Origin of the sequence: Candidatus Mycobacterium methanotrophicum (assembly GCF_023515995.1) — a bacterium.
Taxonomy (GTDB): Bacteria; Actinomycetota; Actinomycetes; order Mycobacteriales; family Mycobacteriaceae; genus Mycobacterium; species Mycobacterium methanotrophicum.
Genome location: NZ_CP097320.1, coordinates 4,090,398 through 4,106,309 on the forward strand (window position 1 = coordinate 4,090,398; position 15,912 = coordinate 4,106,309).

Here is a 15,912-nt window from a genome sequence, read left to right on the forward strand (position 1 = left end):
TTGAGGCGTTGGATTCTGACGAGTACCGGGACGTACATTGTTGGGTATTCACCCCGAGGTCATTTTGCAATCTTCTCCGCCAGCTGAGCGTCTTTGGGGCTCTTCTGCTGTTTCCGTGGGTGCCCGACGGAGCGCTGGTCACGGGTTCGGTTGGGTGAACGCGGATCTGGGCCGCGCCTGCTACGGACGCACCCCTCACGCGTCAAGGGCGCTGCGCGTCGCTTCGCGATGGCCTTTGGCCACCCTTGACCCGCGAGCCTCTATGCGCCCTCCCGGCAGGCGAAAGGGCAGGTCACAGACCTGCCCTGGCCACTGGCGCGGCCCAGAGAACAAGCCTGTCCGGGCCTCGAAAGCCACCCACGGAAACGTCAGTAGACCTGTCTTTGGCCTCCTCAATTTCTATGTGGCTAATTTTCACGACAACGGGAGCCCCGAGTTTTATATCCAGTTGCAAAAGCCCGAAAAGTTCGAGTGGTCGGAACAGATAATATCTATTCCATTATTTCGTGAAGGGCGCTACAAGGCGCTTCCCGAAAACTTCGATGCAAAGTTCTATCTGGACCATCACCCAGATGTCGTGCAAGCGCGCGTCGATCCCGCGGAGCATTATCTCGAATACGGTCGTTTCGAAGGCCGTGCCGTCTGTGAGGCCACGGGCTGGGCTGTTCCTGACCGGCGATGCCTTCACCAGCCGAGAAAGCAAGGTGTTACTTTGGTGAGATCTGACCTGCCCCAGCAGCGGCCAATAACCTGGCGCTATCTAGGGTCGAAGACGGTTATTCGGCCAGCGTCGCCGTACGTATTCATGTTGGACGAGCCTCTCGAGTGCGCAATCGTGCGTCCCGATGCCTCCGTGAAAATCCGTGGCTGGGCTTATCTTGAAGGTACCCCCTTGACGCTCCACGTTGTTGTGGGTGAACACGAGGTGGCAGTGGCAAGCTGCGAGATCTATCGCCCCGGCGTGGTGCGTCACTTTGGCGATAAAACGGAAGGCCATGTGGGTTTTGATGTGGAGCTGCCAGTTACCGTGCGACTAGGCCAAAAGGTGGAATTGAGATTCACAGACTCCAGCGGTATGGTCCGAGCCGTGCATTCGCTCTCATTTGGCAGCAGCGACGCATTCCAACGGATGTTTCTCGTACACGTCCCCAAAACCGCCGGGTCCTCGGTAAACGCCTTCATGGAGGATTGCTTGGGTGAGCGCGCGTGCGCGTCCCATATCGAGAGCAATCCGGAATGGAAGTTCGGTGCCGGACCGGACACTATATTTGAGGATAAAGTATTCCTTTCCGGTCACGTGCATCTCCGTGCTCTACGGCATAAGCTGACTTTGCAAAACACACTTGTTACCACCATGCTGCGCGACCCCATTGATCAGCTAATCTCCCACATCGCGTGGGTCCGTAGACTGGCTGACCCAGACGAGAAAAAGCGTTTTTACCAACATGATGCTGCGGTCCAGCACATAGCAACATGCCTGGCGAAAGTAGATCTTGGATCCCCGGTGCATCTGAAGAAATGGGCCAGCGAGTTATCGGGTGAAGCCCAGTCGCTTTTCGACAATTGTCAAGTTCGCTACCTTACCGACCGTGGGCAGACCGACCGTGGGCCGACCGGCCGTGTCACGCAACGTGACCTTCAAGGGGCAATCAGGAACTTGGAAATCTTCGATCTCGTCGGCAGAAGCGACCGCGTCCCGTCATTCCTCACCAAGGTGGCTGAAAAGATGCGCCTGGAGCGCAGTAGCGCTTCCGACGTGAACGTTCGCGAAAATGTTGCGAAAACAAAGTACGGGCTTGACTCCCGCGACCCCAGCATACGCGAAGCGCTTGAGTCTTTGCTCCAATTTGACCAGGTGTTGTACGACAAAGTTGCGGCCAGCGAGTCTGTCGCTGAGTCGGTGTAGGTGGTTCTAACTCCATCGTTCTTAAGAAGCCCGTGCCTGCCCAGCAGCGAAACGCAACGTCAACCACGTCCGTCACCGTGGGTCACGGCCCCGCCGTTCAACAATGCCGGAACCCTGCATCTACTACGCCGTTCGTCACGTTGTTGTCTGCTCGCGGCTTGACCGCGATCACGGCGTCCTGCCCGCCCATACCGTCGGTTCGGCCGGACCACGAGCCGTAGCGCAGCGGCTCACGAAGCTCAAGGCCGCATTTCCCATACAGATCCCTGACGAAGGCTTCCGGGTAGGCGATCGCCGCTTCAGGATTTTCGATGTTGGTCGTTCGATAACCTTGCATCTCATGCTCGAAGTTTAAAGGCCCCTTTCCTTCCTTCATGAGTGCTAAAGACTCCTCATTCAGCAGGAAGAAGGTGATTAGACTTCGCCCGCCCGGCTTCAGCACACGGACGATCTCCTGCAGATAGTGCCTCACGTCTGCTGGCAGCATGTGCGTGAATACTGAGGCAAGTAGCACTACATCGAACGACCCGTCGGGATAGGGAAAACGGAAGTCCGATGATTTGTATTTCCCTTTCGGGTTGTACTGACTGCTCTGAACATCTGCGACTGTGAAATCGAAGTTGGGGTGTGATCCCGAGATGTTCTGCGTGCACCACGCAATTGCTTCGCGTGAAACATCGAAGCCAGCGTAGCGGCCCACGGGGCTCAGGTAGCCGGTGAGCGGCAAAGCCATCCGCCCTGAACCGCAGCCAACGTCGAGCACTGCATCACCTGGCTGCAACCCGCATAGGTCAACCAAATGACCCAAGAATTTATTGCCGATTGCCTTATACGCGTCAGCGCCACCGCCACCCACCCAATCCTGAAGCTCCCGGGGGGGCAGCACTTCATCAGGCGTGCCGCAGTTCGCTGTCGAAGTACGATTCGAGCCCGGCGGAATACTCCCGGTCATGATGCCACCTCACTGTAGTCAGCCGAACTTGTCAGTCCTCTCAACCACGCCTGACTATAAGCGTTGTTCGGCCTCTTCGAGGAGTATGGCGACGTTCAGCATGCCGCCGATGACGTCCCAGCCGGAGCCCCCAACTCGACGGCCCACCGCCGGCAGTTTCCACAGGTGGGGGCGAAGGCCTCGGTCTAGAGGTGTAGACCTGACATGCAGAGCACTTCGTCGAGGCTGGCGTCCGCAGCCTGGCGGCGGGCGGTCGCCCAGGATCGGGGTCGCTGGTTTGCCCGCCGCTGGCTCGATCCAGGCGTGCGGTGTCGAACATCGCTGGGCCGGCGGCGATCGCCTCGGTCAGCAGGTAGCGGCCGGCGTCGGGTGCCCGGCGCACCGCCGGCTCGGCGGCGCTGGCGCCGGGCAGTTTGACCGCATCGGCGACGTTGATGCCCACCTGAAACACCTGGGGTTCGGCGTCGAGCACGCGGTCAGGCGGGTGATGAGATTCTCGGGGGCGAAAAACCGCCAGCCTTCACCCAGGTGCAGCCAGAACCGTCCGTCGATCCGAGGGCGCAGCTGCGCCAGTTGGGCGGCGGGCCTGTGCCCGGTGCCGCAATCGGCGAACTCGAGGAACCCGTAGCGCTGCTGCAGCAGCGCGCGGTCGGGGGCCGACAGGCCGGTGTCGAGCACCAGGAAGCGCCCGACCCGTGACACATCCAGGCAGCAGGTCAGAAACGAGTTCAGTGCCTGCTCGGTGGTCTGGCGGTCCGGTCCGGCGATCAGGCTGACGGTGACCTCGGCCTCGCCGGGACCGCCGGCCAGGGACTGCACCAGGGCGTCGGGGTACCGTGCGGCCGCCTCGATCATGGCCGGCACCGAAAAGTCGCGGTTGGCCGCAATCCGTTGCCGATCACCCTCGGGCAGGTCGGGGCGGGCCACCAAGCGCCGGCACAGCTCAAACGCCTCGGCGTGCTGACCGATCCAGGATGCGCACGTCGCCAGCTCATCGGTGGCGCGCCAGGCGTAAACCTCTGCGAAGTATCCGAGGACAAAGAGGTCCTCTTCGGGAAACGGCATTTCGGCGGCGCGCTGGGCAAACAGGTAACCGAGCCGATAGCGCTTCTCGACGCGACACCGAAAGGCGATGACGTACAGCGGCTCCGCGCGGGTCGGTCGAAACTCCCACGCCTTGAGGTAGGCGTCCTCAACGTCCGGCCACGGTTCACCGAGTTCCGCCATCGACTCTGCGAGCCGGTACATCGCCCAGTAGACCTCCTCGTCGCAGCCGCCCATCTCGACTCGCCGCGCATACGACCGCGCATCCTCGGGATTGCATTCGACCTTGGCCAGCCACAGATCGCGGTCGGGCGCAAACTTATGCCTGAACAGTTGGCGATCGCGGAGCTGCTGATCTGCGGTGTGGTCTTTGCCTTCGAGGTGCACATGGCTACCGGGGTCATCCCCTGCGGCGGTCTCGTGGGTGACACCCTCGAGATCCGCCAGCGCGTGGTGCACGATGTCGGCCTGGCTGCGAGCGGAGAATGTTTGATAGCCCCGCTCGGCGAGCTCGCGTCGCGCCCGCTCGTCACCGAGGAGCTCCACACAGCGATCGACCAGTTCGTTATAGTCCGCGAACGCGACGCCCGACTCTAGGTCGCGCTCCAATGTCCGATCGGCACCACGCTCGGAAACCACCGCCCGTTTATTGGCGAGCAGATAGGAAACACGTGTGATTTCGAAGATCTTCGCTTCCCAGTAGTGCAGGTTGAGGACGATCTTCGAGCGTGCGATCCAGGCATCGCGGCTCGCGCCGTAGACGCCCGATAGCCATTTGACCCGGAGGCCTCTGTCGTGAATCCAGGCAACGTCATCGACGGCAAATCGTCACCCAGTTGTTCGAGGTTGTAGAAGATGGGGTTTTTGGGCGGCTCTAAGCCGTTTCGGACGAGAAGGTTTCCGCCGAGCACGATGGTGCGGCGATCGTCGAGGTCGAGACGGTTGGTCAGCACCGAGTCATAGCCAAGCGCCAGAAGAATGAGGTGCAATCCCTCCGCAACTTCGTCAAATGCTCTGCTGTGCCGAAAATTCGGCGGTGACACAGTCGCGACGGCGAATCGCATGGGTAGCAAAGTACCGCAAGAAGTGAGGTGTTCCTGACGTAACGGGATCTTCGTAATTCAGAGTGCCTTGACAAGTTGGTGGAGTTCGGCCGTGCAGCAGTGAGCGCCAGCGGTAGTGGGTGAGCTTTTGCGGAATCCGGGGGCGTTGCGGCGCAAAGCTTCTCGCCGTTCGTTGACGGCTTCGGTGGGTCCGTTGAAGGCGTGGTGGTCGAAGAAGGCAAGGATGTCGACGCGGCGGCGCCACAAGGTGGGGCCGAGTTGGGCGAACTCCTCCAGTTGGAAGAAGCCGCCACTATCCCAGCGCCGATTGTGGCATCGTTGCGGAGATGGATGCGCGTTCGGACCCGGATCTCGACGATCCGTTCGAAGAGGCGATTGACGATGCGTTGGGCTCCTTGCCGGCCGAGTTCCGTCGGGCGATCAGCAACGTCGCGTTCATCGTCGAGGACGAGCCTCCCGGCGGGCTTCCGCTGCTCGGCCTGTACTCCGGCGTGCCGCTGCATAGGAGAGGATGGGGCCCTTTCTCGGGCAGCGGAATGTTGCCCGCCAAGGTCAGCATCTTCCGCGGGCCGATCACGCGACTCGCTGCCGGCGACGCCGATCGTCTACGTCGCGAGGTCAGAAACGTCGTGCTTCACGAGCTCGCGCATTACTTCGAGGTCAAGTGACGCGCGGTTGATCGAGCTTGATAGCGACTGACGTGACGAAGGCACGATCTCACGTCGCTACCTAAACTTCTCATGCAGGCTCAGTAGAGACTAAACAGCTCGGTCAGGCGGTCGGGTTCCTCGCAGAGCGGACCCGAGTCCGTCAATTGGAGTTCTTCCCACAACGACCGCAGTCGATTCTCGTCCATGGCGGTTGCGGCGTGCTCATCGATGATGTCGTAGTAGCGATCGGCTAAAACGTGCGATGCCGGGTCGACGCGGGTGACGGCGACCAGGCCAGTCGGCGGGCAGTCCAGCACATGCAGTCGCAGATCCGGACGGTACTTTTTCAGGATTGGCAGTAACTTCCAAACGTCGCCAGTCCACATGCCGGCGGTGTCTTTCTCAAAGGACTCGCCCGGCAACCACTGCCGCAACGCCATCCGCGGATTCAACGGCACGCAGTCATGCAGCAGGATCAGTGAGCGGGGATGACAGGCAGCCTCTGTCCCGATCAGATCGCGCAGCAGGAATTCGAACCGGTGCATGCCATCCAAAAAGACCATGTCCACCGGCCGTCCCAGCAACTGCCGCACATTTTCGGTCGCAAAGAAAGTGTCCGACGGCATCTGGAAGAAGAACGTGCGCCTGCGGTTGCCGGTGGCGGTAACCGCAAGCTGGAACTGAGGGTCCACCGCGATCGCGTCGCAACCCGCGAGCGCCAGCGAAGTCCCAGTCTCTGTGCCGACCTCCAAGTATGTGCGCGGCGTCAGATGGGTGTGCAATGCGGTCAGGAAGTCATCGTAGGGCACACCCAGCATGCGGAACGAGTGGGTCGCATCGTCAAAGTCGTGCACTGGGCCCGCCCCCCTTTGTATCGATTGCCTGCCGCGTATTTCCGCAATCGCGCGTCGGCGTCCATCCTGGAGGACAACCCTCACCCCAACGGTGAAAACCGGTGCGAGTCCGACGGTTTCGACCGCCTTCGAGAACCCCGCTGGTGACGAACTGCTGCCGTACACTTCGGCCACATCGGGCCGGGAAACAGTTAGCGCGCAACTCGCAAGCACGGTTTGCTCGTGGACGAACTCCACCTCGGCTACGGGCGCCTTGCTTACGACCCAGCCGTCGACCTCGAACGCGTATCCGTCGACCGGACCCGTCCGCGGGCGGTCGAGGCAAGCAGCGGTGATCAGGTCATCGCTGGGGCATAGGGTGACCCCGGATATCTCCACGGCCATGCGCCGATCCTGTCCCTCCTCGTCGGGGCAGCGCACCTTTCGCTGCTCCACCTCCGGGGAACCGCCCGGAGTCTCCAGGGTAGTCATTTGGCGCGAGCATCCGGTGAAGATCGCTGATCCGCTCATGCCGCTCAACCAGCTCGGCCAGTGCTTGCACCGCAACAGCGCTGGTATCCGCAGAAGGCGGATGGCCCACATTCGCGGGCTCATACCCGAAAGCGATCATGTCATCGGTATAAATTGTCTCGATCAGTCGCAGCAGCAGTCGGATCGCGGATGACTGCGCGCGGCAGCAGCGTGGCGTTGAGCCGTTTCAGGTCGAGCGTCCCCCGCCAGCCTTGTGCCCGCAAGTGGCGTTCGAGTCGGCCGAGGGTCACCGCGGCCGCCTCGATGCGCCCAATCTCTGAGTATGGAAATACTTCGGGGCGAAGCAAGTAGCTCTGTGGTGCCCAGTGCGGGTCGGCTGTGAGAAGCTGCGGGTCCTGGGCCAGAGCGGCAACGAAGTTTTCGAAGTCCTCGGCAATGGCTGTCAAGGGCGGGAGTAGTTCGTCGTGCCCACCACCGCCGTCGACCTTCGGGTAGCTCCTTTGGACTACGGGGGACCAGCGCCGTGCCGTACAGTTCCACAAATAGCGGCTCGCGAAGCAGCAGCTTCGACTGCCAGGCCGACCATAATCGGTCCACGGGGTGCCGGGTCCAACCTAATGGGTATCGATCAGCGTGCCGTTGACGGGGATTTGCCCGTCGTCGAGGCAGGCTGATCAACCGAGCCGCCGGCCGGTGAGCACTTTGACATACGACTTTGCCATCGATGCCTGACATCTCGACCCCCTCAAACTCTCCCGCTGAGCCCCGAACGCTCACCGCAGTCTCTACTAAGGCGCACACCGCTGCGAGGAGGCCAAGTCAAGCAGGCGTTTCGCCCGAAGCTCTGCGGGAGTTTTCAACCTCTACAGGGCTTTCACTATGCCGTCAGCGCGGCAGGAGGTGCAACGTTCGGCTGGGGTTGATCATTGGGCTCGTTGAGCAAAGCCAAGGTGGATTCAGACAGGTAGCGTTTGTCGGCAACCTGCCATTCATCGTGAGCTTCGACAAGCACGGAGCCGGCCAGCCGCAACAGTGCTGCCGGGTTAGGGAAAACCCCGACGACATCGGTGCGACGCTTGACTTCTTTGTTGAGCCGCTCCAGTGGGTTGGTGCTCCAGATCTTTTTCCAGTGCGGCACAGGGAAATCGGCGAATGCGGTGATGTCGTCGACGCCGTCGCGCAGCATGGTTTCGACCTTGGGCAACTGTCGGCCGAGCATGGAAGCGATGGTGTCGAGTTGCTCGCGCACGTGCTCGGCGTCAGGTTGGGCAAAGATGGTGCGGATCGCAGCGGCGACCATCTCCGCTGAGCCTTTCGGGACTTGGGCCAACACGTTGCGCGAGAAATGCACTCGGCAGCGTTGCCAGGTCGCGCCGATCACAACGGCGTCAATCGCGCCACGCAGTCCACTGTGGGCATCGGAGATGACCAGTTGCACCCCGGCCAGACCGCGCGATTTCAGGGAGCGCAGAACGCCGTCCAAAACGCGCCGTCTTCGCTGTCGCCGACCTCAAAGCCCAAGACTTCACGCCGGCCGTCGGCGGCCACCCCGGTGGCGATCACCACGGCCTGGGAAACCACCCGGTGGTTGACCCTCGCCTTGCAGTAGGTGGCATCGAGGAACACATACGGGAACCGCTGATCGTCCAGCGGCCGCTCGCGGAAGGCGGCCACCTCGGTGTCTCTAGATCTAACGGCAACTGCCCGAAATTACCTCGGTCGGGGATGTCATTAACGAGCTGCTTATCGCTGGTGCCGATCGCCACTCAGTACGGATGGTCCCAGCCTGCGCTTCGGTGCGGTGGAGGCGAATTCGAAAGTCTCGATGTTGTACCGCGCGCAGAAATACGCCCTCCTCGAAGAGGCTTTTCCGGCTCACCGTGGGTGCGGCGAGATGATCCTCAACCACATCGCGCAGCTATAGCCTGGGACTGCCGCGGTCATACTGACGCGTTACCGCCCCCGCCGCTTGCAGCCGCTTAACACTTGCCGTTGTTCGCGGCGGCCAAGCTGATCACTGTCGCCTGCAGCGCGCCGCTCGCATCCTTGGTTGTGCCAGACGCTGTGATGCATTTGCCCTGCGCGATGGCCCCGGAATCGACGGCCCCCACCAGGGAGTAGCGCGTTTTGTCGTCCACCTTCACGGGGGTCTGAGACGGGTTTCCGTTGACGTCGGTATCGCTCACCGTGATGGTGTCACCTGCCACGGACGCAACCGTGCCGTGAACTGGCTGATTCGGTCCGGGGTTGGCCGGGGGTTTAGGTTGCGGGCACTTGCCGTTCGCAGCAGCTGGGACTATGTTCACGACTTTTGCCGTGACAGCGCCACCTGCGGCGGGCGCGGCGGGAGCCACCGCCACGCAGTTGCCGTTGGCGACGTTGCTGAACTGGCCCGGGGTGACCTCTCTGACCTTCGTCGTGGGGCTGAAGTCGACGGCGGCCGTCCCATCTTTCTCGGTGACCTGTATCGCGTTGCCCGACACCGATGCGATCAGTCCGTGGACCTGCTGCGGGGCGTTGGCGGACGCCGGTGACGACGTAGCCGGGGGCTGCGCATTGTTCGACTTGTTCGACGAACTGCACGCGCCCACGGCGAGCGCGGTTGCGCTCGCAACCGCGAGGACCGCGAATCCGGTCAGCCGGGCGGGCTTGAAACTTAGTTGCATCGAGATCCTTTCAATCGTCGGCCACTTTGGCCAGGCCAGCTAGGCAACGGTTCCGCCAGCGGCGGAATCGAGCACCGGCGATGGCTCTGTACGAGACTACTGTGTTTTTTGAGCGGTTGTGCCGAAAGCCGAATCGTCTGGTTCGAAATAACCGGTGAGTCGCGGCTCCCAGGGTGATGTGGCGCTTGTCGCGCTCATCGTCGGTGAGCATGTGCCATACCGCGGTCAGGATTGAGTGTTGGATGGCGACAATGGCTTTCGTCTTACCCAGGCGGGGCGCTAGGCGCTGATATCGGGCCCCGAGGTAGGTGGTGTCTTTGGTGCGGGCTGCGGCCATCGCAGCGGTGCCCAGCGCTCCGGTAAGCCATCGGTTGCCGTGACGGGTCTTGCCGGATCGGCGTTTGCCGGCCGACTCGTGATGGCCCGGGCACACCACGGCCCGCGACGCCAAGTGTGCGGCGGTGCGAAAGCGAGTCATGTCAGCGCCGGTCTCGGCGATGATGACCTCAGCGACGCACTGGCCCACGCCCGGGATCGTCGCCAACTGTTCAAGCTGGCGGGCAAAAGGGTGCATCTGCTCCTCGATGCGCTCCGGGGGTTTGTTCAGGTCCGCCCCGCCGACGCGGGTGGCGCCCAGCGTTGACGCGGTGGGCAGCCCATCGAGGACGCCATCGCCCAGGAATCCGGTGTCCACACAGTCCAGCGCGGTGGCGAACCGTTCGGCGATGCCGCCCAGCTGGGTGACGATCTCGGGAAACTTCTCGATCATGCGCCCGCAGCGCAGCCCGGCGGCGTTATGCGCGATCGCCTCGAACCGAAGCACGCGTTCGCCTTTGGTGTAGGCCTTGCCGGTCAACCGCCCAAAGTGCAGCTTGAACACGGTCAGGCCATAGGCAGGTGTCTCGATCGCGGCCTCGATCGCCGAGGAGCGTCTGCGGGTGCGGCGCGGGCGCCGCACGGCGCCGACGATGGTGCCGATCTTGGGCACATCCAGCCGGCAGCGGGTGCGATCGACGACTGCGTCGAACATCCGCTGCATGATGGCGCCGTTGGCGAAGATCAGGTTGCGGCTGTATTCGAGCTGATAGACGGCGAACCCGTAGCCGAATCCGCTGCGGTGCTGCTCGTCGAGATCCAGCCCGAAGCACAAACACGCCGAATAGATCCAGCGTTGGCAGACCCGACCCAGCCGCCCTACAGCCGCATCCTGCGACAAGGCATCTGCGATCCGGGCCAGGCCTGCGGGGTCGGCCACAGCGGTGAAGCAGTTGCCGGCCTTGGTGAATGCTATCCCCGCCGCGGCGGCCTGCGAACTCATGGCCGTTGAGGATGGTCTGCGCGCCGAACGGCGGATGACCCCACTCGGGGTCGAGGGCTGCCGATCAACGCAGGCTTCGAATTCGTCTTCGATGCACCCATCGCCCCGTTCGACAAGGTTTCGGTCCGCTTTGCCGGCGGGCCGGAGCTTACAAATTCACCGAGCAAGCCGCTTCGCATCGAAACGTCCGGCACGAAGCGAACGGATGAAGGTTGCGTCGTCCTTGTCCTCGGCATGGAACAAAGCGGCGCCGCATTCTGCGCGAACCTGTTGGGCCTACTTGGCGTCCATTTTGGCGCGGGCGACCCGTCGACGTCCGATGACGGACGCTCGCGGTGGGCCAGCGCGGACCTCCTGGCGTTCCATGATCGCCTGTTGAGCGCGCTGAAGATTGCGCAGTGCGATCTCGACGAAATACCCGACCTGCCAGCAGAGTCCTGGGCCGAAGACTCGGTGCGCGTCATACGCGAAGAGATGGTGGAATGGCTGCGCGCGCAACTCATTAGAAATCGGCACTTCGGTTTTCATGATCCAAGGGCTGTCTGGCTGCTGCCGATCTGGGACGAGATCTGTGCCGAACTGGGCGTCGAGGTGCGATACATGCTCTGCGTGCGCGAGCCAGCGCAAGTGGCGCAGTCGGTGGAAGCGCTGGGCCTGGAGCGGATGGCAGAGAATCCGCTTGTCGCACAGTTGATTAAGCAAACCTTCGATCTCGGTCTGTGGGAGAACATGGATCAGCCGGCCGCGACGGCAGGTAGGTTCGCACAAGATCTGTATGACCGAATCGTTGGCTGCGCGCCGGCCGGCTGTCTTGACCAGAGCGTACGGTCCGTCGCTGGCGACATCATCGCGTTCGCCGCATTCGTGCAGCCAATGCTGTCGACGTTCGGAGGAGGCCGCGTCAGATCCGCATCTGGTGAAGGTGGGGTCCGTCCACGAGCAAAGCGTGGTTGCGCGCTGCGCGCTAACTCGTATGCGGCCCGATGTGGCCAGCGTGTCAGGACGGACGCCGACGCGAGATCGCGGAAATACGCGGCAAGCAATCAAGACGACGGAGAGGGCTGGCCCCCAGTGCACGACTTTGACGATGCGACCAACTCGTTCCGCATGCTCGGGGTTCCATATGTTGACTTCCTGACCGCATTGCACACGCATCTGACGCCGCGCACATACTTGGAGGTCGGCACAGAGACTGGGACTTCGCTGGCGCTCGCGGGTTGCGACGCGATCGCGGTGGACCCTCAGTTCCAGCTTGCGGTTACCGCCACCGGCAACCGCAGGCGCACGTTCTTCTTCCAGATGCCGTCGGACACTTTCTTTGCGACCGAAAATGTGCGGCAGTTGCTGGGACGGCCGGTGGACATGGTCTTTTTGGATGGCATGCACCGGTTCGAATTCCTGCTGCGCGATCTGATCGGGGCAGAGGCTGCCTGTCATCCCCGCTCACTGATCCTGCTGCATGACTGCGTGCCGTTGAATCCGCGGATGGCGTTGCGGCAGTGGTTGCCGGGCGAGTCCTTTGAGAAAGACACCGCCGGCATGTGGACTGGCGACGTTTGGAAGTTGCTGCCAATCCTGAAAAAGTACCGCCCGGATCTGCGACTGCATGTGCTGGACTGCCCGCCGACTGGCCTGGTCGCGATCAACAGCGTCGACCCGGCATCGCACGTTTTGGCCGATTGCTCCTACGACATCGTCGATGAGCACGCCGCAACCGTCATGGACGAGAATCGACTGCGGTCGTTGTGGGAGGAACTCGAAATGACCGACTCGGGTCCGCTCTGCGAGGAACCGGACCGCCTGACCGAGCTGTTCAGCCTCTACTGAGCCTGCATAACGAGACCGTGACGAAAATGTCAGGTCCAGTAGGGCAACAACTGCGCGTCTCGCGCCGGATTCGATCTACCCGTCGGCTAACTCCGAGCCGACCCAGTATCACAGTGGTACGCCCACATCGAGACCTGATATGCAGAGCACTTCGTCGAGGCTGGCGGTTTGTAGTCCGGCGCGGCTTTCCTGCACACGGACGGCCCGGTCCAGGCGTGCGGTGTCGAACATCGCCGGGCCGGTGGCCGGCGCCTTGGTCAGCAGGTAACGGCCGGCGTCGGGTGCCCGGCGTATTGCCTGCTCGGCAGCGCTGGCGCCGGTCAGCTTGGCCGCGTCGGCGAAGTTGATGCCCACCTGAAACACCTGTGGTTCGGCGTCGAGCACCGCGCTCAGGCGGGTGATGTAGTTCTCGGGGGCGAAAAACCGCCAGCTTTCACCCAGGTGCAGCCAGAACCGTCCGTTGATCTGAGGGCGCAGCTGCGCCAGTTGGGCGGCGGGCCGGTCGCCGGGGCCGCAATCGGCAAACTCGAGGAACCCGTAGCGCTGCTGCAGCAGCGCGCGGTCGGGGGCCGACAGGCCGGCGTCGAGCACCAGGAAGCGCCCGACCCGCGACACATCCAGGCAGCAGGTCAGAAACGAGTTAATGGTCTGCTCGGTGGTCTGGCGGTCCGGCCCGGCGATCAGGCTGACGGTGACCTCGGCCTCCCCGGGACCGGCGGCAAGGGACTGCGCCAGGGCGTCGGGGTACGGTTCGGCCGCCTCGATCATGGCCGGCGCCGAAAAGTCGCGGTTGGCCGCGATCCGTTGCCGATCACCCTCAGGGATGTCGGGGCGGGCCAGCAGGCGCCGGCACAGCGTGAACGCCTCGGCGTGCCGACCGATCCAGGATGCGCACACCGCCAGCTCATCGGTTGCGCGCCAGGCGTAAACCTCTGCGAAGTATCCGAGGACAAAAAGGTCCTCTTCGGGAAACGGCATTTCGGCGGCCCGCTGGGCAAGCAGGTAACCGAGCCAGTAGCGCCGCTCGCCGCGACACCGAAAGGCGATGGCGTGCAACGCCTCGGCGCGGGTCGGTCGAAACTCCCACGCCTTGAGGTAGGCATCCTGAACATTCGGCCACGGCTCACCGAGTTCCCCCATCGAGGCCGCGAGCCGAAACATCGCCCAGTAGACCTCCTCGTCGCAGCCGCCCATCTCGACCCGCCGCGCATACCACCTGCGCGCGTCGACGAAATCGCCCAACTGGAAGCAGGTTTCGGCCAGGAAAAAGACCGACCGCGCATCCGCGGGATTGCGTTCGACCTTGGCCAGCCACAGATCGCGGTCGGGCGCAAACTTATGCCTGAACAGTCGGCGCTCGCGGAGCTGATGATCTGCGCTGTGGTCTTCGGGGCGCACATCGGTGCAAGGGCCGGCCCGCGCATCGGTCTGGTGGGCGACACCCTCGAGATCTGCCAGTGCGCGGTCCACGATGGCGGCCTGGTCGCGAGCGGAGAAAATTTCGTAGCCCCGCTCGGCGAGCTCGCGTCGCGCACGCTCGTCGCCGAGGAGCTCCACACAGCGCTCGACCAGTTCGTCGTAGTCCGCGAACGCGACGCCCGACTCTAGGTCGCGCTCCAATGCCGGATCGGCGCCACACTCTGAGACCACCGCCCGCCTATTGGCGAGCAGATACGAAACACGCGTGATTTCGAAGATTTTCGCTTCCCAGTAGTGCAGGTTGAGGACGACCTTCGAGCGCGCGATCCAGGCATCGCGGCCCGCGCCGTAGACGCCCGATAGCCATTTGACCCGAAGACCTCTGTCGTGCAGATCCCGCAGAACGGCGTATCGGCGCTCGTAGGGCGCGCCGTAGAAAAGTACGTCGACGTCCTCGGCGGCTGGGGCGATCCGGGTCAGCTCGGGGACGTATCCGATCGGAACGTAGGTGGGCCGGGGCAATCCCAGGGCGGCGAGCCGCTCGATGTTGGCTGGACTGTAATCCCACGTCGGGTAACGCCGGAAAAGGTCGAAGAATCCAGGCAACGTCATCGACGGCAAGTCGTCACCCAATTGCTCGAGGTTGTAGAAGATGGGGTTTTTCGGCGGCTTTAAGCCGTTTCGGACGAGGAGGTTTCCGCCGAGCACGATGGTGCGGCGCTCGTCGAGGTCGAGACGGCTGGTCACCACCGAGTCATGGCCAAGCGCCAAAAGAGCATGGTGCAATCCCTCCGCAACTTCGTCAAATGCTCTGCTGTGCTGAAAATTCGGAGGTGACACAATCGCGACGGCGAATCGCATGGGTAGCAAAGTACCCCAAGAACTGAGGTGTTCCCGGTCGTCTTGATGGATCGGAACGGCGGCAAGCGCCGCGCGTCCCACGTCTGCCTCGATGCGGAACTCCGCAACAACACTTCCACGCGAGCCTGGGTCCGGCTTAGTGGCAACCTCGCACCCGGTGGACCCTCGCGGGCGCGCGGGCGTGGCCTGGCGGAGCGACTCCAACTCCCAACCACATGACCCGAAGACCGCCAATATCACGCACCAAGCTATTCACCAACCCCCTGCTACTGCCTCACACCGCAGCGGGGCAAACAGGGCTTTGACCAGGTTGAACACGGCAGTTCTCCGGATCATCAGAAATCTTTCCGATTTTTTTTGCAAATTTCCCTTGCCCGAGTTGCCTGATGGACGTCGAAGGCTTACCTTAACGACACCTGGGAAACATCTAAGTCGAACGGGGTGGGCCATGGCTGGTTGGAGCCGAGCCATCAGTCGCGAAACGCAAAAAGCGGTCCGCTGCTGTCAGCCCGACGGTCTCGCCGGCATTGCTTACTCGTTCATCGTGACCGCAATCACCCCAGTGAACACCGCAGATGCAGGTGCGTACGAACGAGTTAATTTCTCTATCTCCAGGGGCCCGCAGACGCTTCCGGATGGCAGCAGTTTGCGCCCAGGCCGACGCGTAAATGGACTCCAGCGCAGCCTAATCACGACCTAAGAAAACACGCGAAGCCCACAGGAACGGCAGGAAAGGCGAGAACGATGACACATCGGCGTTCGAAGAAGCAAGACCGCGAATCGCCTAGAGACGACGTGCACCGCAACGCTCGTTTCATCCGCCTTAGCGTTGCGGCCGGCACGTTCATAACCTTGAGCCTGTCGCCGATCGCGAGCGTGT

Annotated in this window: 10 protein-coding genes and 2 pseudogenes; 3 read left to right on the top strand and 9 right to left on the bottom strand. The window is 62.5% G+C overall.

Annotated features, from left to right (window positions below):
• Positions 1-403: 403 nt before the first annotated feature.
• A complete protein-coding gene (locus tag M5I08_RS21380) occupies positions 404-1,906 on the top strand; it encodes a sulfotransferase family 2 domain-containing protein (RefSeq protein WP_219070481.1) in 1,503 nt (500 codons plus the stop codon).
• A 97-nt stretch (positions 1,907-2,003) separates the two neighbouring features.
• On the opposite strand, the gene M5I08_RS21385 is transcribed toward M5I08_RS21380, so the two are convergent.
• From M5I08_RS21385 to M5I08_RS21395, 3 genes and pseudogenes are all read right to left on the bottom strand, one after another.
• A complete protein-coding gene (locus M5I08_RS21385) occupies positions 2,004-2,858 on the bottom strand; it encodes a class I SAM-dependent methyltransferase (protein ID WP_219070483.1) in 855 nt (284 codons plus the stop codon).
• Between the two features lie 345 nt (positions 2,859-3,203).
• Positions 3,204-4,511: a hypothetical protein gene (locus M5I08_RS21390; protein ID WP_219070485.1), complete on the bottom strand. Its 1,308-nt coding sequence runs from the start codon at positions 4,509-4,511 to the stop codon at positions 3,204-3,206.
• A 546-nt stretch (positions 4,512-5,057) separates the two neighbouring features.
• Positions 5,058-5,242 (bottom strand): annotated as a pseudogene (locus M5I08_RS21395) (transposase); the annotation flags it as partial.
• Positions 5,243-5,292: 50 nt separating this feature from the next.
• Here M5I08_RS21395 and M5I08_RS21400 point away from each other — a divergent pair.
• On the top strand, positions 5,293-5,634 hold the full coding sequence (locus tag M5I08_RS21400) for a metallopeptidase family protein (protein ID WP_249762945.1): 342 nt from the start codon (positions 5,293-5,295) through the stop codon (positions 5,632-5,634).
• Between the two features lie 80 nt (positions 5,635-5,714).
• Here M5I08_RS21400 and M5I08_RS21405 read toward each other — a convergent pair whose 3' ends face one another.
• The 5 genes and pseudogenes from M5I08_RS21405 to M5I08_RS27095 all read right to left on the bottom strand — a co-directional run bounded on the left by M5I08_RS21405 (position 5,715) and on the right by M5I08_RS27095 (position 10,925).
• The gene (locus M5I08_RS21405) at positions 5,715-6,941 is read right to left on the bottom strand and encodes a class I SAM-dependent methyltransferase (RefSeq protein WP_219070487.1); all 1,227 of its coding nucleotides are present in this window, start codon (positions 6,939-6,941) and stop codon (positions 5,715-5,717) included.
• Positions 6,942-7,081: 140 nt separating this feature from the next.
• Positions 7,082-7,387 (bottom strand): hypothetical protein, encoded by a 306-nt coding sequence (locus M5I08_RS21410; protein WP_219070489.1) that lies wholly within the window; start codon positions 7,385-7,387, stop codon positions 7,082-7,084.
• Positions 7,388-7,818: 431 nt separating this feature from the next.
• Positions 7,819-8,624, bottom strand: a pseudogene (locus tag M5I08_RS21415) (IS256 family transposase); the annotation flags it as partial.
• Between the two features lie 296 nt (positions 8,625-8,920).
• Positions 8,921-9,607: a DUF5666 domain-containing protein gene (locus M5I08_RS21420; RefSeq protein WP_219070925.1), complete on the bottom strand. Its 687-nt coding sequence runs from the start codon at positions 9,605-9,607 to the stop codon at positions 8,921-8,923.
• Positions 9,608-9,617: 10 nt separating this feature from the next.
• Entirely contained in the window at positions 9,618-10,925 is a 1,308-nt protein-coding gene (locus tag M5I08_RS27095; protein ID WP_370328523.1) for a transposase, read from the bottom strand.
• A 375-nt stretch (positions 10,926-11,300) separates the two neighbouring features.
• On the opposite strand from M5I08_RS27095, the gene M5I08_RS21430 reads away from it, so the two are divergent.
• The gene (locus M5I08_RS21430; protein WP_219067067.1) at positions 11,301-12,752 is read left to right on the top strand and encodes a class I SAM-dependent methyltransferase; all 1,452 of its coding nucleotides are present in this window, start codon (positions 11,301-11,303) and stop codon (positions 12,750-12,752) included.
• Positions 12,753-12,860: 108 nt separating this feature from the next.
• Here M5I08_RS21430 and M5I08_RS21435 read toward each other — a convergent pair whose 3' ends face one another.
• On the bottom strand, positions 12,861-14,942 hold the full coding sequence (locus tag M5I08_RS21435) for a glycosyltransferase family protein (RefSeq protein ID WP_249762946.1): 2,082 nt from the start codon (positions 14,940-14,942) through the stop codon (positions 12,861-12,863).
• Between the last annotated feature and the right edge of the window lie 970 nt (positions 14,943-15,912).